The sequence below is a fragment of the Dictyobacter sp. Z7_2 genome (assembly GCF_057551105.1).
The window spans coordinates 2,937,779-2,964,341 of sequence record NZ_BAAJPE010000002.1 but is presented as its reverse complement, the minus strand read 5'-3'; the positions used below and the strand labels follow the sequence as shown (position 1 = coordinate 2,964,341).

The window sequence follows — 26,563 nt, the reverse complement described above, 5'->3', positions numbered from 1 at the left end:
CGGTAAGCTAGTCAGGTTGATGATACCAACGATCGGCATACATCATCATATCCTTCAAGCAGGCGGCACCAAGAGAAAATGCGCTGGAAGAATGCGATGAGTGAGCGAGACCGTTGCAGGGCAGAGCAACCAGAAGGAGAGAGAAGGGCGGCCACAATAGTCGCCCTCACAGGTACTATTAAAAGGTAGGACTGGCTATCCCTACTTTTCATCACCAAGCAAACTGCGTAACTGATTGTTACATTCGGCCATCGTGTTCAAAACATTTTGATGGATCTGGAAAACTTTGTTCAATTCGCGTGCTTTGCGCGCCAACTTTGTCACGTATTCGATATCACGCGGATTGTTCATAACATCTTCCATCAATTGCAACAATTCAGCCCAGGCCAGAGCCTCACGGCTGCGAGCCACATCTGCAATCGTGCTTTCCAGACGATCAGAGATACGACTAATGCCACCACGCAAATCACTGGCTGTCTGCACAATCTCAGTATCGTGGCGCTTGAGGGCATCCTGAGTCGCATTGAACTGACCTTGCAGCGACATGATCTGCCCATCCAGAGATGAAAGAGCCGCCATCAAAGAGCTCATATCTGGGAGAGGCGGCACTGCAATTGCTGAGAAGCGACTAAATGTAACGGTCCCATCATCCGGAGCAGCATCATCCTCGGCTTCCTCCGCGTCGGCCGGCTCACTGCTTGAGGGAGCGGACGAATACGATAGTGCAGCCGGCGCGGCATCAGATGTCCCTGCTGCCACAGGCTCCTCGGGCGTGGATGTCGATACTGGCGCGTAGTCAGCAACCGGAGCCATTTCAGCGACCGGCTCAGCCGGTTGAGCTGCCACAGGCTCCTCATCAGCCACAGGCTCATCCTGATCAGCCGCAAAGGTGCTATACTCATCGTTGGCAGTACCACTTTGTCCACCGTAGGAAGTCTCAGGCTGAGCAGAGTTATAAGGGACAGCCACGGTAGGCAGATCCTCAACGTCAGCACTCTTCACACCTGCGGCACGAAATACCAGTTCGTGCTCACCGATACCTACATGATCGCCATCCTGAAGCAGATAGGGCGTACCTTCTTCCAACTGCTGAGCGTTGACAAATGTACCGTTAGCGCTATGCTCATCCTGCAACAGGTACTGACCATTCTCATAAGAGACGATTGCATGACGACGCGAAGTCAATTTATCTTTTGATAATAATATTTCACTGTTTGGAGCACGCCCAATCACAACTTCAGCTTTATCTAAAGGATACTCCTGAAGTACTTCCCCGCTATCAGAGCGTAGAACCAGATAGCCAGGATCTTCAATCTTCTCCAATGTAGCCTGAGCGGTGGCCACAGCAGGAGCAGGATCGAGTACGGTCGGCGGCTCAGCCGCTGAAGATGCAGCGGTTGGGGCTGCATGATCAACTCCCCACGATGGACCACTGGCGGGCGCGTTATTCGATCCAGATGCATTCCAATCTTCTGGTGTAGCCACGGTCGCTTCACCGATCCCTGCCTGCTGATCCGAGGGTGAGGGAGTTGCTGGAAGCAGGCGATTGCCACAATTCAAACAGAAGTTGTCACCTGGCCGAGTATCAGCCCCACAATAGGGACACTTATCCATGATAAAAGTTCCTCCCATTTGTATGCACGCATCAATATGGCATTCTGCATACACATAAAACTTCTGTCCATTATAGCAGAAGTGCAAGTTGAGCGTCGAGTGTTAGCCGCTAAAGAGCAGGCATCGCTGAAGCTCTCTATATATAACCATTTTTCGCTCTATTATCGTATACGGTCCAGGCTACTTAGCCGGTTGCCAATCAAGATCAGGTTTCAAAGCTTGAAAGAACTTCTGCAATGTACTCGTTGCGCCACGACCGGAAAAGACAATACTTGTTTGATCCAGCGTACCACTGCATAACTGAACCGGTACCGGCGTGGCACTTGGAGTCGCCTGTGCCGTAGCCGTGCCAGTTGCAGCCTTTGAAGATTCACCCTGCTGCGACACACTACACTGAAAAGCTTGTGCTTTCTGGTTCCGAAGCGGGGCCTGAGAGAAACTCAGAGCATCCCCACCAGGGAGCACATAATCGATCGTAAAGTTGCTGCCAAAAACCGGATCACGCAGCGAGCTTGAGACGCTCAACAGGCAGGTGCCAGCCGGAAGCGTCTGCGGCAGATAGAGTGTGAAACCAAGATTTGCTTTCACCACCTTCCAATCTGTCAGCGTCTTAGGAGTATTATCGGCCGCGCCTAAGCCGGTCTGCCCGCTGGTACTCTTCACGCTCGAAGAAGCCTGATCACGAAAGACCATCTGAGGCTTCCCACACCAGGACAATTGCGTCAGAGTAACCGGGCTCGGAGTTGGAGTCGCCGTTGCAACAGCAGTGACGCTGGCAGTTCCCTTTACATTCGTATTATTCGAAATACTACTAGAACAAGCGGCCAGCGCAATACTCAAAAGAATAAGCATACAAACAAGAGAGAGAGTAGATTGCTTTTTCGGATATATACTTGCAGCACGACATAGTATCCGCTGTCGCCATATCTCACACCATTGAGACATTAAAAACTCCTTACCAAAGATTGAACATTTCATGTTACATTCCTGCGGCACCACCTCAATCCCCCCCACAGAAAACCTTATTTATAAGATTCATACAGACACATATTGAGAGCAAGCCTATTTTTACATTTCAATGATACTATTTCAGGCAGATTAAATAAAGCCCCATGTCGGGTTGATTATATTTCACTAAACGTACGAAATCTATGAGTTAGTTCTCATTCTGGTACCAAAGAAACTATACTCGTAGGTTCCTGAGGCAGTGGACAAACATAGCTTGCTCCTGGCTAGCGATATAGGCGTCAGGAAAGGCATGAAATGCAGTTAAAAAATGGTCTCGCATGGTACCAAAGAAGGGCTTTACAGTGTTTTGATTTAATGCTACCATAACATCCTGCTGTCACTAGATTACAATCAAGAACATATTTTTTGTCAAAAAACACCTGTTCTACAAGTAATGACGTGCGGAGAGTGTACGAAAGAGCACTTTGAAACACTAGCTCCAAATAAACCAATCCCCAAAGGGGTGCTGCGCGTGAATGCAAAACAAATCTGGCAAACTGCAATTGAACGATTTAGACAAAAAGTGAATGCGAGCGTTTTTATCAGCTGGTTCCAGGGAACCTCGGCGCTCTCCTTCCAGGATGGCGTATTTATAGTAAGCGTCCCATCCACATTTGTAAAAGCCCAGCTAGAGACCCGCTTCCTGGAAATGATCCGCTCCACACTCACGGACATTATCGGTGGCCCGGTTGAGGTGCAATTCGAAGTAACAAAAGAGCAGCTGGCACACTCCGATGACACGCAAGAAAATCCACGAACGCTCCGTTCACCAAGGCGCACCTATCGCCTCTCAAAAGAACGGCTAGCGGGGCCGTTACGTGGCAAGCGCAACTCCTCTGATGCCACAGCCGCAGCGAAGAATGCACAGCCGACGATCCTGCCGCCAGAGAAAACCTATAGCCGAGAACAAGAAGAGTATGAGATACCACGCCGGCCGGCCTCCTATACCAAAGAGGCATCCCGAGCGGCGCAGGCATACCCCACCTATCCAACACAGGATGGTGCCACCGATGAGGCAGTACAGTATGAACCTGAGACGGCCTATGAGCCAAACAAGTCGTCTGACTATAATTCCAGGCCCATGCAACAGAGCAAAGAATACAGTCCAGTCCATTCAAATGTGGAAGGCGTACTCAATCAACGCTACCGCTTCAGCTCGTTCATTGTAGGGAAATCAAATAAGCTCGCTCATGCGACCTCGCTGGCCGTAGCTGAGAGTCCTGGACGGATCTATAATCCGCTCTTTCTTTATGGTGGAGTAGGATTGGGCAAAACGCATCTGCTCCATGCCATTGGTCATGCAGGTGAAGAGGCGGGACTCAATGTCCTCTATACGACATCGGAAAAGTTCACGAACGAGATCGTCAATGCGATCCGTTACAAGAAGACGGAAGAATTCCACTCCAAATATCGCCAGATAGATATCCTGTTGGTGGACGATATCCAGTTCATCGCTGGCAAAGAGTCGACTGAAGAAGAATTTTTTCATACCTTCAATGCGCTCCACAACGAGAATAAGCAGATTGTGGTCACCAGTGACCGTCCTCCAAAGGCGATCAGCAGATTGCAAGATCGCTTACGCTCTCGCTTTGAATGGGGGCTCCAGGCAGATGTCCAACCACCAGAATATGAGCATCGCCTGGCTATTTTGCGCTCGAAGTGCGATTCGTTACGTTTCACGGTCCCGACCGGGGTAGTAGAATATATCGCCCAGCCAACGTGTAGTAGCGTCCGCGAACTTGAAGGGGCGTTGAATCGCGTCATCGCCTATGCCACGCTCCATGACGCGCCTCTGACAGCCACAATAGCGGCCAAGGCACTGGAAAATATTTACGATAACAAGCCGCCAGTATCATCATCGCCATCCAATCTGACAATCGCCGATGTGCTGGACTGTGTGTCACGCTACTATGACGTCAATCCTGACCTCTTACGCGGCAAACAGCGCGACCGCGACATCGTCTGGCCGCGCCAGGTGGCGATGTATCTGATGCGCGAAGAGACAACCGCCTCCTTGCTGCAAATTGGAGCAGCTCTGGGTGGACGCGATCATACGACGATTATGCATGGGGCGGAAAAGGTGCATGCCGAGATTGGCAACAACGATCAAGTACGACAGGAGATTGCAGCTGTGCTGGCGTCGTTACAAAGCCATCCCTACTCTTGACGCCGACAGCGTCCCAGAGATAGATTGTATAATATAAGCACAAAAACAATCGTAGCAGATACGACACGTCGATAGATAGATAATTAAGAACGAGTAATCGATGTACCCTTACGTACTTAGGAGCGACTTCGTATGCAGAAACAACAACCCGTCAGTTACGATCTTCTGGCGGTCTTCCCCGATGAAGCTAAGGCCGAAGAGGCTTCAAACAAGCTGAAGAAAGCTGGCTTCAACGAGGAAGAGATACATCAACTTCATACTGGCAGTGTGGGCACTGGACAATTCCGCGAACATGGACCCAATCAGGCTCGCAGAGATTTTTTCCTACAGACACAACGTTCGGGTCCACGACCAATCCTGATTCTGTTGTTTGCCATCATCGGATGTCTGATAGTAACAGGACTGACCTTTGCCGCCACTTTTGCAGTACCACATCTCCCTGAGCCAACCACGCTCTTGATTGGTGCTGCGATCGGCCTGATACTTGGTGTCATCCTGGGACTTCTGAGACGTGGTCGCGTACGTGGAGCAATTGGGCAAAATCAAGCCAAAGCGCCACCAGCCACCAGCAGCAAAAATGTACGCGAGACACGCAATATCATTGCGCTGCGTTTCGAAGATCCAGAAAACGTGAGTCGCAAATCACGCGCACGAGCTATTCTCCTGAACAATCAAGGTAGGATCGACCGCAGTGTCAGTCGACAGGACACCAATTAGCAACAGAATAGAGACAAAAAATACGCCATTTCGTTGAAACGGCGTATTTTTTGTCTCAAATTTTGTTATTTTTAGAAATCTTTGCTAGAACACTGGTAAAATACGTAACTCTTGGTTACAATAGTTTTGGGAAAACGCTTTAGGGCATAACCAAACTGTTACACTAACGGAGAAAACATCCATGTCCAAGGAATTATGGACTTTCACACGGTTCCAGGTAAAACCAGACAAGGTCGTGCTCGATCGAACCAAGCTACTTCCGCCTTATAAGGTTATTGTGCATGATGATGACTACAACGAAATGAATTATGTTGTCTTTGCCCTGGTCCAAGCGGTCAATACGCTGACCATGCAGGAAGCAGAACTTATCATGCTGACAGCCCATTCGACCGGGCGAGCCATTGTGGCGGTTTGCCCCAAAGAAGTAGCGGAATATTACCAGGAACGTTTGTTAAGTTACCATCTAACGGCAACGATTGAACCAGAATAATGAGGAAGCGGCAATTGAGTCGCTTCCTCATTTTATATGGGCAAGGAAAAATGCCCGCAGAAAAGACTTGGCTGTTCCATAACCGTTGGTACATGTCGTTCGTATTACTAGTAGAAATATAACAGCGGATTAAAGTGCAAGCATCCACCATATATATAGAGAAAAATCTGAGAGTAATAGTGTGGTTATGTAAGTAACGTCCTGGTAGTGCTGTAATCTTTATGTATACTTGCGCTATTGACGCCGCTGATCCAAGAGGATAGAATTCAAAAAATCGCTCGGATGTCAGCTTTTAGGCGTTCGTTGTGACTACCTGACACTATAAACTGAAGGTGCCAGATACTGTTTATCACGCTCCATCAGGAGGGGAGAAATCATGGTTCACTTATGGGGTTCCAAGACCAAAGAGGATGCTGAAATAAGTAAATCAGCTTTAGGAGAATGTGCCGCTGGGGATATCGCGGTCGTCATTTCTGGTGAAAAACTTGATACCAACCTGGTCTATCTTGGTTGCCAGATGGCAAAAGGAGCCAAACGTAAGGTCCATCTTGTTCATGTGATTGAAGTGCCTCGTGCATTGCCACTCAAAGCCGTCCTCACGCAGGAATCTGAGCGCGCTGATCAAATGTTGAACACGGCCATCGGTATTGCGGAACGCGTGGGTTGCGACGCCGTAGCTGAGGTTGTACAGGCACGCGATGCGGGGACTGCGATTGTCGATGAGGCAAGGGACCATAATTGCGCATTATTATTGATTGGCCTGGTACGCAATAGTAACAAGAGCCAGAGCGAATTAAATAAGACCGTTTCTTACGTCTTAGCCAACTCCACTTGTCGAGTCTGGCTGGTGCAAGATCCGGTTCCAGTCCCCGTGCCAAGTACACGTTAGTGGTATCCATTCAACAATTAATGTAGATGTAACAAGAAGTTTCTCTTCATCATAATTTCTCGATTGTCAGTCAAACAGGTACAGGGAGAAGCCATCTGAACGCACAAACATGCGGACTTTTCCCTGCGGGAACTGCTACATATCGCCCCGCACATACGTATTACTAAGTGTAGCTGACAGTTGTTCATAGCGAAGCCTCATGACGATGTTTAGTTTATGGGAGGAGATTATGATGACAGGTGACTCGATTGTCCAGAAGCAAGCAGAACTTCCTCAGAGAGATTATTATCAGGCACTCTATCAGACCGCGTTGACGATTTCGTCAAGCCTTGAGCTGGATCAAGTCCTCCAAAGCGTGGTCACCAGCACCACAGAAGCGATGCAGGTAGCAGCTTGTGCGTTGCGACTACTGGATGAAGAATCTGGTCAACTGCGTTTGAGTGCTGTCCACGGATTAAGTCAAGAATATCTGGCCAAAGGGCCGATTAACCTCGTCAATAGCCATATTGACAGCGAGGTGATGAAAGGAAGCTCTATTTACATTGCCGACGTACGCGTCGATCCCCGCTTCCAATATAAAGATGCCGCCCGCCATGAAGGGCTCGTCTCCGTATTATGTGTCCCCCTCGAAGTGCACGGTAAGGCCATTGGCGTATTGCGCGTCTACACCAAAACGTTGACAGAATTCATGGAGGATGATATTCAGTTTATGTCTGTGCTGGCCAGCCTGGCAGCTCTGGCAATTGAAAACGCACGCCTCTATGAGAGTATGAAAAGTACATATCATGGGGTCATGAATGCCTTCTGGGGCCTCTAAAAATGATCCTACGCTTCAGCTCTTTTTGTGGCGTCAGAGTATGACATTTTATACACCCCACACAGGACATCCACCCGCCTCAGAAGAAGGCATGGACCATCCATAGCGTATCCTCTGAGCGCTAGATACGTGTATTCGTCAGATACGGTGATGTGAATTGGGTATGCTCTCCTGCTTGTCGGTGCGGTACGGGGAAGAGGCGGGCCGAGAGTGGCTTCTGATAACGCACAGCCAGAGTTGCAACGTCAAGCAAGAGGTGAGCTATACTTTCAGGAGAGCTATCTCCTGGCAGAGGAATAGTATCAAGTCCAGTGCCACAGACTGCCGAATATAGCAGCAATTGGTGAGCATTGACTCTTCCCTCTTCCCAACGCTGTCCTAACACACTATCTTCCAGCACAGGCAGCATCAGACCATTATAGCCACAGGTGGGCAGAGAAGTGCTTTTCAGGGCAGAGGTCAGCGCAGCAGCCACTGCCAGCGTCCCGGCCGAGCCCAACAATCCGTAGCCACAGAGTTCCAGCGCCTGGACAATACTCGCCTCTCCCATGGGAGCCGGAGAGAGATCGATGCCGCCAAACAGAATCGCATGCTCGTCGGCGATACTCTGTCCCAACGCGACGACTGGCCTGCCCTGCTCCTGCAATAGAGCACGCACCTGATTGGTAACTTGATTGAGATCTAAGGCATGCTTGCCATCGGCGTCGAGCCGCTGAAGTGCCTCTGTCACCAGTGAGACTCCCTGCAAGCCACAGGATAGGCTGGTCGGACCAGCATGATACGCGGCCGGAAAGAATGGTCCTCCCGGCTCGACACAAGCTAGCATAGCAAAACGGAAGTTGCCAAATCCTTCAGCAGTTTCATGCGCCAGACGCAATATAAGCTGAGCAATCGGCAAAGCTGCTTCAAAACGCAAACCATGTTGCGCATCAGCCAGACTCACGGTCGCACTCAGATGAGTGGTAGCAATCAAAGCATCCGCAAGCAGTTGTACGCGCTCAAGAGCAAAATCTGATCGAGCTGCAAAAACAGTGCCCAGAGAACAATATTCCAGCCCAACATCGTCCAGGATGCGTTGTAGCTCCAATATATATGCCATCAGCGCCGCGGGAGACCAATCAGCAAGATCATCGAGGATGGGGCGCGTCGAAAGCCGCAACGTTTGAAGCGTATAGCCAGCATCCTCGTAGCGCCTGGCCGCCTGTTGCAATAGCTGCTGCGCCTGCTCAATCGCTTTGCCAGAAAGCGGATGGAGATCAGATAAACCCAATGTCAGGGTACGGACGGTGGGCAATGACATATGTATTCCTCGCTTCATTTATTTTCAGAAAATCCACAGCTCAATGACCTTTGACAGAGCAATAGAAACGCGCTTATTAACGAGCATTATAACATCTACAAGCAGGCAAGAGGTCTGGGGCAAATGGCTAACCAAATGCGCTATAAATCAACAATCTCTTGACGAATGTTTTCCCCTTACCGTACACTTTGACACAGCCAAGTAAATTGTGGGGGTGTACAGCTATAACTATGCAAGCAAACGTAAATGATCCTGCTTCTCAGGGGCAACAAACGCCCAGGCTACACGAATGTTTTCTCTGTACACTCGATCCCAAACCTCCGTGCCATACCGCGCAACTTGAGGGGCGTCTGGTGGCAGCACTGGAACGTCAGCACAATGGCGAGCGCATCCCCATAATCATCATTGACACCGCCAGCGGGCGTGTCGAGATCCAGCTTGAGAACTCTTATTACCGCAGCCTGATCAAAGAGATCAGTGCCAGAAGCGAAGTTCTCAGCCAGCATCATCTGACGATGCGCATCTATCATCTGCCCACGGAGCCGGTCAGTATCGAGTACAAAACTCAGACACGTTTACGCTATCAGGGCAATGCCTATACGATGGCCGTGCTGGAACCGGATATTCTGCTCAACATTACTGATCTCAATCAGGCCGAATATTGCACGCGTCAATATCTGCTCAATCGATTAGTGCCGTCATCGGCCTCCGAAGCCACGATACGCGGAAACATTGTCCATCATTGCTTCAAAGAATTGCTGAAAGAGCATGATCGCGGAAAGTTCTCAGGAGCAGCAGGAGAGCAAGCAGCGCCATTGAAGGCGATGCAATATCATCTGGAGCAGGCCATGGAGCTCAACGCGATCGATATCGCTCTGGCCGATGTCTCGTTGGAGGAGATGCGGGAAAAAGTCATGCCCCATCTGGAGAGTCTGGCACGCTGGTATCAGAGCGAAAGCAATACGCTCTGGACCTTGCCCGGGGTCAGGGACGATGATCAAGCGGGGTCCGATGGCAATCAGGTACGCGCAGAAACGTTTTTACTGGCTCCCGAGATTGGATTACGGGGACGTCTCGATCTGTTCTGGCAACAAACAGGTCAGCAGCGTTTGCTGGAGTTGAAAACAGGCGGCGCTAGCGGCGAGCTCCCCAAACGAGATCATCGCTGGCAAGTCATGGGTTATCATGCGCTGCTGGCGGTGCGGCGTCAATCGAAAATGAAGCGAGCCTTTGCCACGCTACTCTACAGTGGCACCCCGGGACAGGCTCAAGCCTTTGGCATTCGCGCCTCCATTCGCGATATTCAACGTGTCAACGAAACACGCAGTATCCTCGTGCTGAACCGCGTCACGGGCATCCCATCAGCACCTCCAGGACCCTCGCGCTGCAACAAATGCTCGATGCTGACCCATTGTCAGACCATTTCGTCTTTACTACAATGGCAGCCGCCAGCAACGACAGAACAACTCACGAAAGCATCCATACAGCCTGCGCCTGTCGCGTCCGCAGAGCCTGATGACACAGATGAGTCTGAGACTCCAGAGCAGCAAGTATCTCAAGCCTCTTCCGAGCAGCATGAGACCTTTTTCGCCAGATATTATCGCTTACTGCAAATCGAGGGACGAGCTGGCGAGCAGCAACAGGCGCAACTCTGGAATACTCCTGTAACGGAACGCATCGAGCGTGGAAGCGCTCTGCGAGGACTTGAGCTGGAAGGCGAGCCGACAATCCAGAATGAGGGCTGGTCTCTGACCTTTCGCTGCACCAACACCTCAGAGCTACGTGAGGGCGATGAGATCCTGCTCAGCGATAGCAGTCCAATCACAGGAGAAGTTGTCAGCGGGACAATCACGGTCATTAGCTCAAAATACATGACCGTCTGGACCAGAGAGTTGATTGCTCAGCCACAGTTGATCGATCGCTATGATAACGATCTGGTCCACGTACGCACGCTCCAAAATCTCTTACGCTGGTATCACGCGCCCGCGCACATACAGGATCTGGTCGAGAGCAAAATCCGCCCACGCTTTATCGGCGAGGCCGTCGTGCCACGCGCAGATTTTAATGCCGAACAGAATCTAGCGCTCACCCGCGCAGTGCAGATGAGAGATTATCTACTCATTCAGGGACCTCCAGGCACCGGCAAGACAAGCGTGATCGCCGAGATTGTGAAACGCCTGACGGATCAGGGACAGCATGTGATGCTGGCCGCCTTTACCAATCAAGCGGTCGACAACATGCTTAAGCGACTCTCCAAAGAAGGCTTCAACAATTATCTGCGATTGGGGAGCGAGAGAAGTGTCGATGAGGCGGTCAGGCCGTGGCTCCTGAAAGAGCTGATTGCACGCCGACTGGAATTAGACAAGCAGCATCCAATCATCCCCTTGCGTCCCGATCCCTATCATCAGGATAAATCCTACCAGGATCACGTGTTTGAGATTCTGTATACAACGCCCGTCGTGGCCTCTACGACCGCTACCTGGTCTTCGGATAAATATGCTCCCCACACGGCCCTTCCCGGCTCGCAGGCGGTCGATAATAACGGCTTTATCTTCGACGTTGCGATTATCGATGAAGCCGGACAGTTGACAGTACCGGCAATTCTCGGTGCGCTGCGCTTCGCAAAACGCTTCATACTGGTTGGCGACGAGAAGCAGCTACCTCCTCTGGTATTGAGCAAAGAGGCGGCCGCCGATGGCCTATCAGACTCGCTTTTTAGTCTGCTCAAAGAAGCTGACGAAACACATCATCAACGCTATCCCCTGGAGATCAGCGCCAGCGTGCCACTGCGCACGCAATATCGCATGAACAAATGGATCTCCAACTTTTCATCGACGGTATTCTACGACCAGAAACTCCTGGCTCACGCATCCGTTGCTAATCGACGCGTCGAGTACACACGAAAACCAGTGCTCCAGGCTCCATCATCTGCGCTCACCAGCAACATCCATACTGCGCTTGATCCCAAATTTCCGCTGGTGTTTCTGGATATCAAAGATCCACAGGAATTGACTGGCACCAAACAGAGTAACGCCGAGGCTCGCGCAGTACGTGCGATCGTGGCGGAATTGCTCGCACGTGGCATTCAACAGCAGGAGATCGGTATCATCGCTCCCTATCGCGCTCAGGTGGCCAACATCCGCCGCCATCTCTTTGCCAGCGATCCCGACAGCAACTGGCAGGCTCTCCCGGCTGAAACACCACTCAGCGTTGATACCGTTGATCGCTTTCAGGGCGGCGAACGCCTGATCATGATCATCTCCTTCGCCACCACCTCCGAGCCGGAAGCGGAGAGTCCACGCCGCGAATTTCTGATCAATCCCAATCGCCTCAATGTTGCGCTCACCCGAGCCCAGCGCAAACTCATCCTGGTTGGATGCGTCGCTGCACTGGAACCTCTACCCACATTTGATCGGCTGATCAAATACTGTCGTAGCATGCAGACATTGCTTGTAGCAGAAACCAACACGGCCATGACAACCAGCATACATTAGTAGCTAAGCTCACAATCAGTATTCAAAGCGACTGGAGATCAACCAGACCTTTCTTTAAGGCGTAGATGACTATCTGCGAGCGATCATATACGGCTAGCTTACGATAAATGTTACGAAGATGGTTCCGGACAGTCTTTTCAGTGACTTTGAGCATGGGAGCTATCTCTTTGACAACCATTCCCTGCGCGATTAAGATTACTAACTCGCGTTCACGCGTGGTTAGACCTGCGTCTTGATAGAACATTGCTTTTCCTCTTTCTTTATCTCCGGACAGCACAGCACACATGCCAGCATCACAAGCATCATCCTACTTATACAATGGCACAGATAGCCAGTGAAAGCGGCAAAAAAAGCGTTCCCATCAACAAATCAAGTACATGTGGCGCACGGATGATCCGGATACGTCAGGGGGCTTTGACAAGTTATCAGCGATGGGATATATTACATTTAAAGGTAATCCTACTAATTTACTCGGATTAATAGTGAACAGAAAAAGAGCTTGCAACGCCTCTTGAATATGTAAGAGCATGTGGGGAGATAAGCGATCTACCACAAGTTGAAAGGCAGCCGCACGCAATGGCAGAAATAAATGAAGCAGAACTCATGGATGCACTTCGTGAGTGTTACGATCCAGAAATCCCGGTGAACATTGTTGACCTGGGCCTGGTCTATAATCTGGATATTAATAATGAGACCAATCACGTCGACGTCTCGATGACCCTGACTGCGTTGGGTTGCCCGATGGCAGGCGAGGTCATCTCAGAGGTTGAGATGCGCGTTGGACAAGTCGAAAACGTAAAGAGTTGCAAAGTTGATCTGACCTTTGATCCCCCCTGGTCCGCCGACCGCATGACCGAAGATGCAAAATGGGAACTGGGTATGATGTAAAGTAGCATACGACGCTACTTTACTGCATCGATCTTCTACCCGAATTATGTGCTAGCGGTACAATATCGGTAGGAGGTTGATGATGGAAGTTCAGGACGACGATAACGCGAGAGCTCAAATAACAAGCTCTCGCCACAAAAAACGGAACAGGCCACGTATGACGGTGCGCCTGGCAAGCATACTGATAGTGCTCCTCATCTTGATTGTGGCTGGCGGCAGTATCGGCTACAGCAGATTTTATCAACCATATGCGCAGAGCCTGGAGCGCACGATCGCTAGAGATGCTCAAATAGAAAAAACGGCTCTGGTGAAAGTGACACAAACAGCTCAGGTGGTGGCGACAATGACGTTCCAGACACATGCAACGGCCACGATAGTCGCGCATCTTCAGCATAGCTACAATGAAATGACTAAAACTACTCCCACGATCAGCGACGAACTTCACGCTCCCGATACGAACAATTGGGAGACCGGTTCCGGTTGCTCATTTACACATTCCACTTATACAGCGAGCGTGCGCGAGAAGGGCTTCTTCTTGCCTTGTCTGGCGAAAGGTATTCACGTCAACAACTTTGTCTATCAGGTGGATATGGATATCCTGAGCGGCGACGCCGGTGGGATCATTGTACGAGCCAGTCAGAAGAACACACAGTCTTACATCTTTGTGGTGGGACAGGATAGTAGTTACAGCCTCTATTACTATTCGGGCAACGCACAGAAAGCTGCTCAGCCTCTGACAGATGGCTATAGCGACCTGATCAAAACAGGCTACAACCATGTAAATACGCTCGGAGTGCTGGCCAGTGGTAGCTCACTCGATTTTTATATCAACCAAAAATACGTCACGAGCATCGCCGATGCCACAATGACTACAGGACAGATTGGCCTGCTTGCCAATAACTATAAGAGCTCAACAGAAGTTACCTACACGCATGCCAAAATATGGAAGCTATAAGCTGATGATGTGATAGTGGCGACAAGTGGTAAGAGGAGTCGGAGATGCAACCTTGCAAACATTGTGGAAGACAGCTTTCACCAGGCATGACGGTCTGTCCCAGTTGTGGACAAAGCATTCCTCCGATTCTGGAGACACATCCTAGCTATCAGACCTCCGCCACTGGCTCGACACAGATACCCGCCTATAGGCGCATTACGAGAAATCTTACGAACGCAGGCACACAACCTACGCTGAAACGCTCCCTTATGATTGCGACAGCGACGCCGGCTCACGCAAGAGTGCTCAAACGACACAAGATCTGGTCATCGATTATCATCATAGCGATCCTGGTTTTAACGCTCCTGCTGCTGATCAGTATGGCAGGGATGTTCTACTATACAGAGATTTCACATCCTACGCAGTCGCGAGCCCAATCAACTACCACAGCATACATGATGCAGAGAGCCAATACCCATAATACAGCCGTTGCTCGGATCAATAGCACACGGTCAGCTCTGACACAGAGCAAGGCGACAACACAAGCTGCTGCACAGAGCACAGCACAGTCACAAAAGAATACAGCACAAGCACAAGCAACATCAACCATCCTCCAGAACCTTTACACACGCAGCACCAGCGGACATCCTATCCTGGACACATCTCTGTACTACAACACCGGTGCCAAATGGGATATCTATCCAACCAAAGACGGAGGCGGCTGCGCATTTAATGAAAACGCGCTTCACAGTCGAGCCTATCAGACCAATTACTACTCTCCCTGCATCGCGCACGCCACACGCTTCCACAATTTTGCGCTGGAGATAAATATGAAGATCATTAAAGGCGATGAAGGCGGAATTATCTTCCGCGCCAGTGCTCACGATCAGAACTTCTATAGCTTTCGCATCCGCAGCGACGGCACCTATGGCTTGATCCTGACCCAAAGCGATGGGCATACAACTCCGCTGATATACGATCAAAGCAACCTGATCAAAACAGGCACCGGTCAGACAAATATTGTGACGATTATTGCCCGTGATAATATCTTTTATCTCTACATGAATAAGCACTATGTAGGCAGTGCTAGCGATAACACCTATAGCGCTGGCTCAATTGGCATCATGGCCGTCGACAGAAAAAATCATACCGACGTCGCCTTCAACAATCTGCGCGTCTGGAAGTTATAATCCAGACTTCATAGACCTCCCCAGCAGGAATCTCTGCCAGCAGGGTCCTAAATAATTTCGCCATTTGTCGCTTTATCTGCAAGCCGGGCATTTTTATGTTATTCTATCTACTGATTTAAAAGTTCTTGCGGGAGACAGAAAATAATATGGTCAAAAAAGAGTTAAATTACACCCAATCAAATAAGGATACTCTGGCTGATGCTCCAACTGAACAGTTAGAAGTAGATACTCTGGCCGATGCTCCGACCGAGCAGGTAAATGCAGATCTCCTGGCTGACGCTCCAACCGAGCAGATAAACGCAGATCTCCTGGCTGACGCTCCAACCGAGAAGTTGGCAGTGGATACGCTAGCTGACGCTCCAACTGAACAGTTAGCCAAAGAGGCCACGATAAAACAGATAGCAGCCAGTTCAACTCGACCATCCTGGCCTCCTCCTCCGCGTCCGAGAAAACGTCGCTCGGCCATTAAAACAACCAGCCTGATCCTGGCAGCAATCCTGGCGATCGTACTTGTACTGGGAGCGATTAGCCTCTTGCTCATCAAGACGACAACGAATTATCGCTCATCGATCCGTCACGTAGCTACAGCACAGGTCCAGCAAACGATCAGCGTACAGAATACAGGACAGGCACAGGTACAAGGAACAGCTCAATACATCAACAAAGCGCAAGGCCAGATCGAAGCCACAGCCACCACGCAAGCCATGCAAACGGCTCAGGCCACGCAATCCATTAACGACGCCACAGCCACGGCCCAGGCCAGCACATCGCAATATCAGGCCCTGACCACTAATACTCCGAGCATCGACGATCCTCTCACAGACAACACCAGCACCAATCGCTGGGATACCGGCGGCGCCGATACACATACAGGCTGCGCATTCACTAACAGTATGTATCATGCGCTGGAAGAACAGCAGACGTATTTCCAACCGTGCATCGCGCAGGCTACCAATGTCTCCAATTTTGCCTATCAGGCCAATGTGACCATCCTCAAGGGCGACGAGGGACAAGCCGGACTGCTTTTCCGCGTTGGGAATGGTGCAACAAACTATTATTTTTTTCACGTAGGCACTGATGGCTCATATGCACTCGATCTCTATAACGGAGCGAATCAAGCCTCCACGCTCCTTCAGGGGAGAAGCGCAGCGATCAACGTCGGAGTCAATCAGATGAATCAGCTGATGGTGATGGCCGACCAGACAACTATCACGATCCTCGTCAACAGTACCTATCTCGGAGCCATCGGCGATAGCACATTAACAGCAGGTCAGATAGGAGTTGGCGTCATTGATAACAATACACCGATCGACGCCACATTCGCGAATGTGCAGGTATGGAAACTCCGATAAAGCAGGTCCGCTAAAAAGTCATTCAGGAAGGTCAACATTCATTGAAATGTCATCCTTTCCGGTTCACTAAAAATGTCAGTCATGTCGAACATTCCAACTGACAAGCATAAAAGAAGTCTATCCCTTGTAAGAGATAGACTTCTTTTAGACTTTTTATTATCGATACATATTGAAAATTACCTGTATATCAGGTATAGTAAAAAGAAACGGCATGAGAGAGGTGATACACATGGATATTCAACATGCAATGGCACGACTCCATCTCCCTTTTTAAAGTATATGCTAAAGACATCAAAAGAACAATCCTGGCAAGAATTAATAACGCAATTTTCACGTGTTGTGGATAAAGTTGGGCGTACTATCGACGAGGGTATCCTGGAAACGGTTATTGTGCTCAACGCCTTGGGCATCCCTACGTCATCGTCATGTGAGGGGCATCTTGATCATGGGCATGCATATCCCTGGGTCCAGATTTCATCTCCAGATGCGGCTATGCTTGAAAGCCAGGCAAATGCAAAATTACATGAGGCGCAACATTCGCCAGATCACTATCGTGCATTGATGAAAGAAGCCGATAGCATTACAAATGATTGCAAGCGCCTTCATCAATCCTATGTTCCAGATCTGTTTGCGCTTCTTGAGCGATTTTATCAGGCGCACTCGATGGTCTATGATCGTCATCTTGTGCTAGATAATCGACTGTGGACAGGCCGTATCTTGCTCCAAAGCCAAGGGGCTGACTATCAAGAGTTTTCATCAGTGAAGGCTCAAAAGCTTATTGAGTACCAGGAAGAAATGCAAGCCTTTACCCGATTTTTGAAAGCCAGCTACTTCAGGGATTGACAAATGCTAGAGGCACTGTTATGCTGAAATACAGATCAGATAGAATATAGCCTGGCTATGAATGGGATAAGTATCTCTTGTCATCAGCGTACAGAGAGCTGCGGGACGGTGCAACGCAGTACGCGCAAGAGAGAAATCCACCCTGGAGCCTACGCGTGAAGCGTCAACGGTTGCCTCCGTTAGCGGGTATAAAGAGTTCCAAGCTGCTCTCGTAGAGAAAAGTATTGGAAAAAGTAAGGTGGTACCACGATTCCACGCATCCTGCGTCGTCGTCCTTGAATGAAGGACACGGCGTTTTTTTATGGCATAAAGAGTTTTTTTCAATCCCAGCAGGAAGACACAGAAAAAAAGAAGAGGAGAAAAAACACATGCTTGATCTGGCATTTATTCGCAATAATCCAGGCGTGGTCAAAGAGGCCGCACGCGTAAAAAATAACTCGATCGATATCGATGCCCTACTGGCTCTGGATCAGCAGGTCGTTGCGCTACAGCACGAGGTGGAGGAGACACGCGCCAGACAGAATCAGCTCTCGAAAGGCATCCAGCAGGCCGCCAAAGAAAAGAATGTCGAGCTGCGCACCAATCTCATCGCCGAAGGCAAAAAGATGGCCGACGAGATTAAAGCCAAGGAGCCAGCACTCAATCAGTTGATCGAAGAACGTTATCAACTGCTCTTACTCGTACCGAACATCCCCGATCCAAGCGCTCCGATCGGCAAAGACGACAGCGAGAACGTGCCGTTTAAGTATTGGGGCGACAAACCCAAATTCGACTTCGAGGCTCTCGATCACTACGACCTGATGCTCAAGCATAATCTGGTAGACATCGAACGCGCCGTCAAAGTCGCTGGATCGAGAAGCTATATCCTGCGCGGCGATGCCGCACGCATGGAGCTGGCTCTGGTCAATTTCGCCATGGACAAAATGGCACGCAAAGGCTTTACACCGTTGATCGTTCCCGCTATGGCTCGCGACTTCTGCTTCGTCGGCAATGGACAGTTTCCCAAAGGTCGCGATCAAGTCTACGAAATCAAGGATCAGGATCTGTTTCTGGTCGGCACAGCCGAAGTCTCGATCACCGGTATGTACAAGGATGAGATCCTCAAAGCCAGCGAGCTGCCGATGAAGTTCGTTGGCTATAGTCCCGCGTTCCGCCAGGAGGCTGGCACGTATGGCAAGGATACACGTGGCGTCTTCCGTATCCATCAATTCAGCAAAGTCGAGCAGTATATCATCAGCAAAGCCGACCACGACGAGTCGGTCTACTGGTTCGAGCAACTCTTGCAGAACGCCGAAGAACTGATCCAGGCACTCGAGCTCCCCTATCGAGTCGTCAACGTCTGCACAGGCGACATGGGCGACGGCAAGGTCGGGATGTATGATATCGAATGTTGGGTCCCCGGCGAGAATCGCTATCGCGAAACCCATTCGTGCTCGTACCTGCACGATTGGCAGGCTCGACGCGCCAATATTCGCTACCGCGACGAAGATGGCAAAGTCAAATTTGTCCACACACTCAACAACACCGCCATCGCCTCGCCACGCATCTTGATTCCGCTATTGGAAACGCATCAGCAAGCCGACGGCAGCATTCGCATCCCCGAAGCCCTGCGTCCATTTATGGGCGGACAGGAATATATTGGTCGTTAGTATGCCAGCTGGCTCGGTTATGATTGTGATCGAGCCAGCACACCCTCTCGTTTCTGCACTAAATATATTCCCGCTTCCTTTTTTATGTCAGTGAAAAGGAGTCAACGATGGACAGCCAACAGATCACACAAAACCTGGGTTTCCTTAATGAGAAGCTAAAAGAGGAAAAATATTCATGGCCAACTGCTTCTGCTGGGAGGTGCACTTATGGTTACTCAGGTAAGAAATCGAGATGCTACTGAGGACATTGATGTGTCAATCATTGCATCAAACTCTAAGATATATTCGTCAGTTCTCAACGCAATCGCAGCGACAGCGAAAGAAAAGAGCTTACCAAATCAATGGCTCAATGATGATGTTAGCATTATTACTGATCAAGTAGGGCGACCTCGACAGTTAAAGCCATGGTTACAACTTTCCCATCTCACAATATATGTGCCAGATTTGAATTATATGATGGCGTTAAAGGTTTTCTCCGGCAGAGCTCAGGATTATAGAGACATCCAGGCCCTGGCACCGATCCTAAAATTGTCGACTCAACAGCAATGCTGGAAGGTTGTAAACTCTTATATACCACAACATTTACAAGATCAGTCAGCACGTCTGCGTATGAAAAATGCAATTGAGTACTGTTTTAAAGTATAATAGTAGGAGAAGATGTTCATATGCATGGAGAACGCCATGAAATCGCCACTTCCTTATAACATTCATCCCATTAAACAAGTTTTAGAAAGTATCAGCCAGGATAATAATGATGATCCATGGATTGCAATTGGGAACTTTTTACACGATTGGTGGAGTTATGCAAAAGATCATCGGCACGAGTTGATCACGGAGCCTCCTACGGAGCATGACATCCAAATGCAGCCGCGATGGGCTGCATTCTGTGCTGCAACTGTAGAGGAATTATGCATCCGAACATCATTCCCTTGTCCGAAATGGGTCAATCAGGACGTCTACTTCCTCAAAGAGCCCTGGATTCTTCCTTCTGCCGCTAACCAGCCCGATATGCAAGCATTGGCACCTTTTCAGCGCCGAAACATTTATGTGGGAAGAAATGTGCTAGACAATAAATATGAATTGAAAGACAAATATCCCCTCCAAGCCTCAAAGTTTACTCCGTGGTCAGAACAAGAGGTCCAGCGCTTAATTAAGGGTGCGTAATTTTCAGCCATATAACCTTGTCCCAAAAAGGGGATATTAAAGAAATATCCCCTTTTTCACAAAGGTATAATCTCTCCTTGTACAGACTGCTCTTCGTCGTCGATGACAAGGCATCCAATGCTGCATGTGGGCTGCCGTCGGCGATCGGTGGCGCTGCCAGGATTGAAGAGGAGTTGTCCATCATGCTCCTGATTGTAAGGATTGTGGCTGTGACCAAAGATCACGATGCGCGCCGTGGGAAATTCGCGTCGTGCGGTCTGAGGATAATGACGAGCTTCGCCGAGAATATGGACAATGCCGATTCTACAGCCGCCGACCTGTATCTCTTTCTTGATCGGTAGCGTGGCGATCACTTCATCTTGCTCGACGTTGCCCTGGACGGCTACGACCGGCGCGAGAGTCTCCAGTTGGGTCACGACTGAGAGAACAGATAAGTCTCCTGCATGGATAATCAGCTCGACGTCGGCAAAATGCTCCCAGACAGCCTCCGGGATGCTTTTGAATCTGGGCAGATGGGTATCCGATATGACTCCGATTCGATGTTGCATCTTTGTTTCCTCCAGCATTTTGAGATATATTAGAGATGGTATCTATCCACGTCGGCCAATCTAGATTAATCCTAAGCTAAAGCTGAATCATAGCCGCTTCACTCAGAGCATTGAAGACCTTGACTGGATGAGTTGTACCAATTTAATGAGTTACACCAATTTAGAGAGGAGAGGCATTTAAAATAATGTCTCAAATCAGGATATCACATGCGTATTGCAATCCTATCTGATATACACGGCAATCAGATTGCACTCGATGCCGTCCTTGAAGACCTCACCCAACAAGCATCGATTGATCAGATCGTTATCGCCGGGGATCTCTGCCTGAATGGTCCCCGTCCCAAAGAAGTTTTAGAAACGCTCCAAAGCCTGCGCTGTCCCGTGATTCAGGGAAACACTGATCTGGATATCGTCAATCAGACGTCCAAAAAGGGTCCCAAAAAGCAGAGCGTGATCGTCTGGACACGCGAGCAGATCGGCGTTGATGGCATTGATTATCTGGCATCATTACCCTTTTACCATCTTGTCTCAAACCCGCAGGGAAAGGATCTATTGGTAGTGCATGCCAATCCACTCAACCAGGATGAAGCCATCTTTCCCACCACTACCGATAGCAGAATCGAAGAGATGTGCCAGGAGTTGCCTCCAACCATTAGTACATTGGCATTTGGACATTATCATGTGGCCTATGTGCGACAATGGCGAAAGTTGTTACTGGTGGATGTCGGAAGTTGTGGTCTGCCCCGAGATGGCGATATACGTGCCTCGTATGCTATCCTGAGCTGGCAGAACAACAATTGGCAGGTTGAACATCGCCGCATCCCTTATGATATCAAAGCGGTCGTCAAACAGATTAGACAGTATGAGATGCCAACAGCAGATAGGCGTATCAAAATTCTGACATCGGCTAAATATTGATGCTTTGTTGAGTAGGATGTATACAGCAATGACCGGAACTACTTCACTGGATGGAAGCAGGCTCCGGTCATCATAACTCAGCATAAATTTTATAAAAAGAAAATGATAGCTGAACATGCACTAAAAAAATTAAAAAACGCTCTCATCATTTGATGCAATATAGCTTAAACAGCTGGCTAGAGTTAACGCAGTCATATCGGGTTCTCCATCTTCGTCGAGAGCGTCCTCGCCCAAATAGATCGCCGCATCACCAACATCAACCAACTCTAAATCCTCAATAATTGCACGCAATTCACCTGTTGTTGCCATCGTACAACCCCCGGTCATATAATTCCGTATGAAATGTATTCACTTCCACCCATCCAGGCATTCGTCAACCAGTATATATGCCTGCTCTCTTCCCAGACAGTCAATGTGAATCGAACGTAAGCAGAAAAAGAAGAAATTTTCCCTGCAATTATTCATACGTTCCATTTTCTTTTACGTCATTGCAATAGGCCAAAAAGGTGATAGCGTTTGCACGCCGTCGGGCGCTTATATCGAGATAGAGAGAAAAGTGATATACTGACGAAGAACCTGACAATGTATTCAAGGGATAACGAAACATATTCTTTATCCTGGATATAAATAAAGACGAATAACAACACAATCATCTGTACCCATTCATTTACAGAAGAGATGTGCATTCCACGCACAGTATTGCTTCGCATATGCATACAATGTAATGAGCGAAGGCACACCTTCCATCAGAGGGTGACAAATTTTCTGCTTCTACGTAGGTCCTACCTGCTGCAAGATGAATGAGAACATACGAATTAGAGGAGAAATTCATGACGAGTACTCATTATGACGTTGCGATCATTGGTTCTGGTCCTGGCGGCTACGTAGCTGCCATTCGAGCAGCCCAACGAGGTGCAAAAGTTGCGATTGTTGAAAAGCAATACCTTGGTGGCACATGCTTGAATGTGGGATGTATTCCATCCAAAGCCATGCTCCACGTAGCCGAAACACTCTATCAAATGTCCCACAGCATCGAAGAGCTAGGTATCACGCTACCGCAAGCTCCAGTCTTTAGCATGCCGAAAGCGGTCGCCTTTAAAGATAAAGTGGTGAAGAGGATGACCGGCGGCGTCGGCCTCCTGATGAAGGGCAATAATGTCGATGTGTTCGATGGCTTTGGCAGTGTTGATGCATCCAAAAATGTCACAGTGACAAAAGATGGTCAGCAACAGAAATTCAGCGCCGACAAAATCATCCTGGCTACAGGCTCGGTCCCATTCATCCCAGCGATGCCGGGGATCGATGGCGACAAGGTCATGAATAGCGATACGTGCTGGAACCTGCCAAAAACACCGGAAAGCCTGATCTGCGTCGGCGGTGGTGTGATTGGAATTGAACTTGCCTGCATGTTTAGCGCACTGGGTACAAAAGTAACCGTCCTGGAAATGCTCCCGAACGTCCTGGCTCCCGTCGACGAAGAAGTACGCAAACTCCTCGTCCGTATCCTGGGCAAACGCGGCATCAACATCGTTACCAACGCTAAAGTCGAAGGTATTGAAGAAGAGAATGGCCAGAAAAAGGTCATCACAACGACCGCCAAAGGTCAGGAAAACTTCAACGCTGAATACGTCTTGATCGCGGTCAGCCGTCGTGCGAGCACAGGTGGTCTCGAACAGCTGATGGAGCAGGGACTGAATACCGATCGTGGACGCGTGTTGGTGAATGATCACATGGAGACGAATCTTCCTGGCATCTATGCCATTGGCGATCTGATCCATGGCGCGGGACTGGCTCATGTTGCCTCAACCGAAGGCGAAATTGCAGCCGATAACGCTACCGGTCATACGCTCAAGATGAACTATGATGTCATCCCTAATCCAATTTATACCTTTCCAGAAATCGCCTTCGTTGGCCTGACAGAAGCAGCGGCACGCGAAAAATATCCAGAGGTACGCGTTGAGCGCTTCCCCTGGGCCGCCATCGGCAAAGCGGTCGCGATGGGCGAGACCGAGGGCTTTACCAAAGTCATCATCGGCAAATACGGAGAATTCCTGGGAGCACATATCATTGGTCCCGACGCCACGAATCTGATCACAGAATATTCGCTGGCCATGCGCGGCGAGTTAACTGTCGATGAGCTCACTGAGACCATCCATCCGCATCCAACGCTCAGCGAAGGACTGCGTGAAGCCGTGCTGGCAGCTGAAGGGCATCCCATCCACATTCCCCCAAAACAGAAAGTCGCCGCACGCGCACGCTAAGTCGTAAGCAGTAACACGTCTAAAGATATAGTGCTGGTTGAACGCTGGCAACTATCTATAGTAATCATCAATACGTCTATCAAGCTGTATGGTATCTTAAAAAAGTGCCATACAGCTTTTTTGTATATATGACATATGTCAAAGATAAAGCTTACGCGCCTGATCACAGATGGATTTACTAAAATACTGCACATGTGCTTGATCGCAATAGGATATTTAGCCAAGGAATGTACATAAAATGGAATATATGGATGTGATTATAGTATGATTTTCATAGACAAAAGCACGGAAGGATTCTATTTCAGGAGGAAATGATGAGTGTTGTCAGGACAAAAAACTCCACGCAGATACGCCTCTGGAGCACACGTATAGTGATGTGGGGAGCGCTCATCTTGCTGATCATGACCAGCGCAAGCGGATCTTACTCGTTATTTGGATTAAATCAGCCGCCATCAAGCACGACAAAAGTAGATGCCGCACCTCACGACAAGCACAAAAAGCCGCTTACTGTCTCTCAATCAGCCGCAGTTCCCCTGGCACAACGCTACATGACAGCCTTGATCAGCAAACACTACGACAACATGTGGTCAATGCTGCATCCTGATGTCCAGAACATGTGGCCCAACGAAGCAGCCTTTGTCACATACTGGCACAATCGCTTCAATGATTTCTCGCTCAAAGGCTTCTCGCTCGGCAACAGCACGACACAATCATCCTGGACAAATCCAGAAACAATGAAACAGTATCATCAAGTGCTCCAGCTTCCCATCTCCTTACAACTAACGCCGAAAAACGGGAATGGAGCAGAGTCTATCTCGGAGGCCAGCCAGCATGCCAGCAGGCTGTATCGCAATGTGCCCTTTATCGTGCAACAAACCTCTATCGGGATCGGACCGGATAAAAGCCTGCAATGGCTCATTCTGAGCGGAGGACCAGCTGATCTGGAGGCACCCATCCTACCACCAACCGCCCCGGCCGTCCAAACAGTTGATGTGCCAATTCTGATGTATCATTACATTTCAGAAGTGCCAGCCGCCGACAAAGACAATCCTTACAGTTACAGGCCGGGCCTCTCAGTCACACCTACCGTCTTCTCACAGCAAATGGACTATTTTCAATCACTGGGATATCACAGCATCACATTCAATCAGCTCTTTGACGCACTTTACTATCATGGCCCCCTCCCCACAAAACCTATCATATTCACCTTCGATGATGGCTACGTCGATGCTTATACCCATGCCTATCCAATTTTGAAGGCACACAAATTCACGGGCATGTTTTATATCATTACAGGAAAAGTGGGGTGGCAAGGGCAGGCAGACTGGACACAGCTACGAGAAATGCTCGCGAACGGCATGCAGATAGGCTCCCATACTATCGATCACCGAGCACTTGGTGACGTCTGGGAATCATCACCAGCAGACGCGCAACATGAACTCACACAATCAAAACAGACGCTTGAAAATCATCTGCACACCATCATCCAACAATTCTGCTATCCATCCGGTGATCCACTCAACAAAAACACAGCGTTGATCACGACACAGATCGAAGTACAAAACGTCTTTCAGCTCCTCAACGCCACTGGCTATGTTGGAGCAAGCAATGATCCAGTCATCAACACGACGCAACAGACAAATACAGAGCCATTTGATCTCAAGCGCATCCGCGTGCAGGGAAGTGAAACCATCACAGAGTTCGAGGCGGAAATGGCAGGGCTATTTTAGCTTTCTAATTCGCCTCGTTGTCTGCGTGCCAGCAGATTTGTCCAGGCAAGGCGTAAAGCACTGGATGGCGGCAACTCAAAGACATAAGGTTCATCATGATCGTCTCCCAGGCTCAACTCGCAGCGCAGTCGTCGTACCTCGATCGTGTTAATATACTTGCCGGTGAGAAATTGATCTGCCGTCACCGACGTAGAGATCTGTCCCGAATTCTGACGAACCAGCATCTCATCCATCTCAGACTCCGAGGAGGCAAAAAATATGCGGATCTGATTATGCGGCACATAGCGGTACGCACGCAGCAAGGTCAAGAGTGCATGCGGCGACATCAGTATCGTCGAGCGCCAGATCCAAAATACTTGTTGGGTCAACGCCTGACAGTTACCAGTATTCTGCTCTTTATGTGAAACCGGAGTTTGTACCTGCTCAATACAAAATGCGATACGATAAAGCATCATTTTTCCTACCTCCCTCTGAATATCTAAACGCCCCAGGCTTAAAAAAATTGCCACATCAAACTTATCTTTGTTGTATACATTCACTATACGCGAGGCCCGATACTTTTTCGGATGTACACAAACAATATTACGTCG

24 protein-coding genes and 1 other annotated feature are annotated in these 26,563 nt (G+C 49.3%); of the genes, 17 read left to right on the top strand and 7 right to left on the bottom strand.

Annotated elements, in window-relative coordinates; genetic code table 11:
• Nucleotides 1–201: 201 nt before the first annotated feature.
• Nucleotides 202–1,614, bottom strand: a complete 1,413-nt coding sequence (locus AC27N8_RS26020; protein WP_487070874.1) for an FHA domain-containing protein — start codon at nucleotides 1,612–1,614, stop codon at nucleotides 202–204.
• 180 nt (nucleotides 1,615–1,794) lie between these two features.
• Complete coding sequence (locus AC27N8_RS26015; protein ID WP_487070872.1) at nucleotides 1,795–2,559, bottom strand: hypothetical protein; 765 nt, start codon at nucleotides 2,557–2,559, stop codon at nucleotides 1,795–1,797.
• A gap of 535 nt (nucleotides 2,560–3,094) precedes the next feature.
• On the opposite strand from AC27N8_RS26015, the gene dnaA reads away from it, so the two are divergent.
• From dnaA to AC27N8_RS25990, 5 genes are all read left to right on the top strand, one after another.
• Complete coding sequence (dnaA, locus tag AC27N8_RS26010) at nucleotides 3,095–4,789, top strand: chromosomal replication initiator protein DnaA (RefSeq protein ID WP_487070870.1); 1,695 nt, start codon at nucleotides 3,095–3,097, stop codon at nucleotides 4,787–4,789.
• Between the two features lie 132 nt (nucleotides 4,790–4,921).
• Complete coding sequence (locus AC27N8_RS26005; protein ID WP_487070868.1) at nucleotides 4,922–5,506, top strand: hypothetical protein; 585 nt, start codon at nucleotides 4,922–4,924, stop codon at nucleotides 5,504–5,506.
• Between the two features lie 181 nt (nucleotides 5,507–5,687).
• Nucleotides 5,688–5,996 carry an ATP-dependent Clp protease adaptor ClpS gene (locus AC27N8_RS26000; protein ID WP_487070866.1) on the top strand — a complete coding sequence of 103 codons (309 nt, stop codon included), beginning with the start codon at nucleotides 5,688–5,690 and terminating at the stop codon, nucleotides 5,994–5,996.
• Nucleotides 5,997–6,372: 376 nt separating this feature from the next.
• Nucleotides 6,373–6,885 carry a universal stress protein gene (locus AC27N8_RS25995; protein WP_487070864.1) on the top strand — a complete coding sequence of 171 codons (513 nt, stop codon included), beginning with the start codon at nucleotides 6,373–6,375 and terminating at the stop codon, nucleotides 6,883–6,885.
• Nucleotides 6,886–7,114: 229 nt separating this feature from the next.
• Nucleotides 7,115–7,702: a GAF domain-containing protein gene (locus tag AC27N8_RS25990; protein ID WP_487070862.1), complete on the top strand. Its 588-nt coding sequence runs from the start codon at nucleotides 7,115–7,117 to the stop codon at nucleotides 7,700–7,702.
• A 121-nt stretch (nucleotides 7,703–7,823) separates the two neighbouring features.
• Here the strand turns inward: AC27N8_RS25990 and AC27N8_RS25985 are convergent, their stop codons facing one another.
• The gene (locus AC27N8_RS25985; protein ID WP_487070860.1) at nucleotides 7,824–9,002 is read right to left on the bottom strand and encodes a DUF711 family protein; all 1,179 of its coding nucleotides are present in this window, start codon (nucleotides 9,000–9,002) and stop codon (nucleotides 7,824–7,826) included.
• Nucleotides 9,003–9,232: 230 nt separating this feature from the next.
• Between AC27N8_RS25985 and AC27N8_RS25980 the strand changes: the two genes are divergently transcribed.
• Complete coding sequence (locus AC27N8_RS25980) at nucleotides 9,233–12,496, top strand: AAA domain-containing protein (RefSeq protein ID WP_487070858.1); 3,264 nt, start codon at nucleotides 9,233–9,235, stop codon at nucleotides 12,494–12,496.
• A 22-nt stretch (nucleotides 12,497–12,518) separates the two neighbouring features.
• Here the strand turns inward: AC27N8_RS25980 and AC27N8_RS25975 are convergent, their stop codons facing one another.
• The gene (locus AC27N8_RS25975) at nucleotides 12,519–12,740 is read right to left on the bottom strand and encodes a response regulator transcription factor (protein ID WP_487070856.1); all 222 of its coding nucleotides are present in this window, start codon (nucleotides 12,738–12,740) and stop codon (nucleotides 12,519–12,521) included.
• Nucleotides 12,741–13,072: 332 nt separating this feature from the next.
• Between AC27N8_RS25975 and AC27N8_RS25970 the strand changes: the two genes are divergently transcribed.
• The 8 genes from AC27N8_RS25970 (at nucleotide 13,073) to AC27N8_RS25935 (ending at nucleotide 20,516) form a co-directional block, all read left to right on the top strand.
• Entirely contained in the window at nucleotides 13,073–13,384 is a 312-nt protein-coding gene (locus AC27N8_RS25970; RefSeq protein ID WP_487070854.1) for an iron-sulfur cluster assembly protein, read from the top strand.
• Between the two features lie 79 nt (nucleotides 13,385–13,463).
• Nucleotides 13,464–14,339: a hypothetical protein gene (locus AC27N8_RS25965; RefSeq protein ID WP_487070852.1), complete on the top strand. Its 876-nt coding sequence runs from the start codon at nucleotides 13,464–13,466 to the stop codon at nucleotides 14,337–14,339.
• A gap of 44 nt (nucleotides 14,340–14,383) precedes the next feature.
• Complete coding sequence (locus AC27N8_RS25960; RefSeq protein WP_487070850.1) at nucleotides 14,384–15,508, top strand: zinc ribbon domain-containing protein; 1,125 nt, start codon at nucleotides 14,384–14,386, stop codon at nucleotides 15,506–15,508.
• Nucleotides 15,509–15,654: 146 nt separating this feature from the next.
• Nucleotides 15,655–16,860, top strand: coding sequence for a hypothetical protein (locus tag AC27N8_RS25955; RefSeq protein ID WP_487070848.1), 1,206 nt, complete (start codon nucleotides 15,655–15,657; stop codon nucleotides 16,858–16,860).
• Nucleotides 16,861–17,139: 279 nt separating this feature from the next.
• Nucleotides 17,140–17,703: a hypothetical protein gene (locus tag AC27N8_RS25950; RefSeq protein WP_487070846.1), complete on the top strand. Its 564-nt coding sequence runs from the start codon at nucleotides 17,140–17,142 to the stop codon at nucleotides 17,701–17,703.
• 48 nt (nucleotides 17,704–17,751) lie between these two features.
• Nucleotides 17,752–17,983, top strand: a binding site (T-box leader).
• Between the two features lie 88 nt (nucleotides 17,984–18,071).
• A complete protein-coding gene (gene serS, locus AC27N8_RS25945) occupies nucleotides 18,072–19,352 on the top strand; it encodes a serine--tRNA ligase (RefSeq protein ID WP_487070844.1) in 1,281 nt (426 codons plus the stop codon).
• Nucleotides 19,353–19,559: 207 nt separating this feature from the next.
• Entirely contained in the window at nucleotides 19,560–19,997 is a 438-nt protein-coding gene (locus AC27N8_RS25940) for a hypothetical protein (RefSeq protein ID WP_487070842.1), read from the top strand.
• A gap of 36 nt (nucleotides 19,998–20,033) precedes the next feature.
• Nucleotides 20,034–20,516: a hypothetical protein gene (locus AC27N8_RS25935; RefSeq protein WP_487070840.1), complete on the top strand. Its 483-nt coding sequence runs from the start codon at nucleotides 20,034–20,036 to the stop codon at nucleotides 20,514–20,516.
• A 56-nt stretch (nucleotides 20,517–20,572) separates the two neighbouring features.
• Here AC27N8_RS25935 and AC27N8_RS25930 read toward each other — a convergent pair whose 3' ends face one another.
• Nucleotides 20,573–21,064, bottom strand: coding sequence for a metallophosphoesterase family protein (locus tag AC27N8_RS25930; RefSeq protein ID WP_487070838.1), 492 nt, complete (start codon nucleotides 21,062–21,064; stop codon nucleotides 20,573–20,575).
• A 207-nt stretch (nucleotides 21,065–21,271) separates the two neighbouring features.
• Here AC27N8_RS25930 and AC27N8_RS25925 point away from each other — a divergent pair, with 207 nt between their 5' ends.
• A complete protein-coding gene (locus AC27N8_RS25925; RefSeq protein ID WP_487070836.1) occupies nucleotides 21,272–21,982 on the top strand; it encodes a metallophosphoesterase family protein in 711 nt (236 codons plus the stop codon).
• A 129-nt stretch (nucleotides 21,983–22,111) separates the two neighbouring features.
• On the opposite strand, the gene AC27N8_RS25920 is transcribed toward AC27N8_RS25925, so the two are convergent.
• A complete protein-coding gene (locus AC27N8_RS25920; protein ID WP_487070834.1) occupies nucleotides 22,112–22,291 on the bottom strand; it encodes a hypothetical protein in 180 nt (59 codons plus the stop codon).
• A gap of 521 nt (nucleotides 22,292–22,812) precedes the next feature.
• On the opposite strand from AC27N8_RS25920, the gene lpdA reads away from it, so the two are divergent.
• Together lpdA and AC27N8_RS25910 are read left to right on the top strand one after the other, a co-directional pair.
• The gene (gene lpdA / locus AC27N8_RS25915) at nucleotides 22,813–24,243 is read left to right on the top strand and encodes a dihydrolipoyl dehydrogenase (protein WP_487070832.1); all 1,431 of its coding nucleotides are present in this window, start codon (nucleotides 22,813–22,815) and stop codon (nucleotides 24,241–24,243) included.
• 311 nt (nucleotides 24,244–24,554) lie between these two features.
• A complete protein-coding gene (locus AC27N8_RS25910) occupies nucleotides 24,555–25,973 on the top strand; it encodes a polysaccharide deacetylase family protein (RefSeq protein ID WP_487070830.1) in 1,419 nt (472 codons plus the stop codon).
• Here the strand turns inward: AC27N8_RS25910 and AC27N8_RS25905 are convergent.
• A complete protein-coding gene (locus AC27N8_RS25905) occupies nucleotides 25,970–26,428 on the bottom strand; it encodes a hypothetical protein (protein ID WP_487070828.1) in 459 nt (152 codons plus the stop codon). The genes AC27N8_RS25910 and AC27N8_RS25905 overlap by 4 nt on opposite strands.
• Between the last annotated feature and the right edge of the window lie 135 nt (nucleotides 26,429–26,563).

Coding starts and splice junctions, on each gene's coding strand:
- AC27N8_RS26020 (WP_487070874.1), bottom strand. CDS start 1,614: ATGGATAAGTGTCCCTATTGTGGGGCTGATACTCGGCCAGGTGACAAC.
- AC27N8_RS26015 (WP_487070872.1), bottom strand. CDS start 2,559: ATGTCTCAATGGTGTGAGATATGGCGACAGCGGATACTATGTCGTGCT.
- AC27N8_RS26005 (WP_487070868.1), top strand. CDS start 4,922: ATGCAGAAACAACAACCCGTCAGTTACGATCTTCTGGCGGTCTTCCCC.
- AC27N8_RS26000 (WP_487070866.1), top strand. CDS start 5,688: ATGTCCAAGGAATTATGGACTTTCACACGGTTCCAGGTAAAACCAGAC.
- AC27N8_RS25995 (WP_487070864.1), top strand. CDS start 6,373: ATGGTTCACTTATGGGGTTCCAAGACCAAAGAGGATGCTGAAATAAGT.
- AC27N8_RS25990 (WP_487070862.1), top strand. CDS start 7,115: ATGATGACAGGTGACTCGATTGTCCAGAAGCAAGCAGAACTTCCTCAG.
- AC27N8_RS25985 (WP_487070860.1), bottom strand. CDS start 9,002: ATGTCATTGCCCACCGTCCGTACCCTGACATTGGGTTTATCTGATCTC.
- AC27N8_RS25980 (WP_487070858.1), top strand. CDS start 9,233: ATGCAAGCAAACGTAAATGATCCTGCTTCTCAGGGGCAACAAACGCCC.
- AC27N8_RS25975 (WP_487070856.1), bottom strand. CDS start 12,740: ATGTTCTATCAAGACGCAGGTCTAACCACGCGTGAACGCGAGTTAGTA.
- AC27N8_RS25970 (WP_487070854.1), top strand. CDS start 13,073: ATGGCAGAAATAAATGAAGCAGAACTCATGGATGCACTTCGTGAGTGT.
- AC27N8_RS25965 (WP_487070852.1), top strand. CDS start 13,464: ATGATGGAAGTTCAGGACGACGATAACGCGAGAGCTCAAATAACAAGC.
- AC27N8_RS25960 (WP_487070850.1), top strand. CDS start 14,384: ATGCAACCTTGCAAACATTGTGGAAGACAGCTTTCACCAGGCATGACG.
- AC27N8_RS25955 (WP_487070848.1), top strand. CDS start 15,655: ATGGTCAAAAAAGAGTTAAATTACACCCAATCAAATAAGGATACTCTG.
- AC27N8_RS25950 (WP_487070846.1), top strand. CDS start 17,140: ATGCTAAAGACATCAAAAGAACAATCCTGGCAAGAATTAATAACGCAA.
- serS (WP_487070844.1), top strand. CDS start 18,072: ATGCTTGATCTGGCATTTATTCGCAATAATCCAGGCGTGGTCAAAGAG.
- AC27N8_RS25940 (WP_487070842.1), top strand. CDS start 19,560: ATGGTTACTCAGGTAAGAAATCGAGATGCTACTGAGGACATTGATGTG.
- AC27N8_RS25935 (WP_487070840.1), top strand. CDS start 20,034: ATGAAATCGCCACTTCCTTATAACATTCATCCCATTAAACAAGTTTTA.
- AC27N8_RS25930 (WP_487070838.1), bottom strand. CDS start 21,064: ATGCAACATCGAATCGGAGTCATATCGGATACCCATCTGCCCAGATTC.
- AC27N8_RS25925 (WP_487070836.1), top strand. CDS start 21,272: ATGCGTATTGCAATCCTATCTGATATACACGGCAATCAGATTGCACTC.
- AC27N8_RS25920 (WP_487070834.1), bottom strand. CDS start 22,291: ATGGCAACAACAGGTGAATTGCGTGCAATTATTGAGGATTTAGAGTTG.
- lpdA (WP_487070832.1), top strand. CDS start 22,813: ATGACGAGTACTCATTATGACGTTGCGATCATTGGTTCTGGTCCTGGC.
- AC27N8_RS25910 (WP_487070830.1), top strand. CDS start 24,555: ATGATGAGTGTTGTCAGGACAAAAAACTCCACGCAGATACGCCTCTGG.
- AC27N8_RS25905 (WP_487070828.1), bottom strand. CDS start 26,428: ATGATGCTTTATCGTATCGCATTTTGTATTGAGCAGGTACAAACTCCG.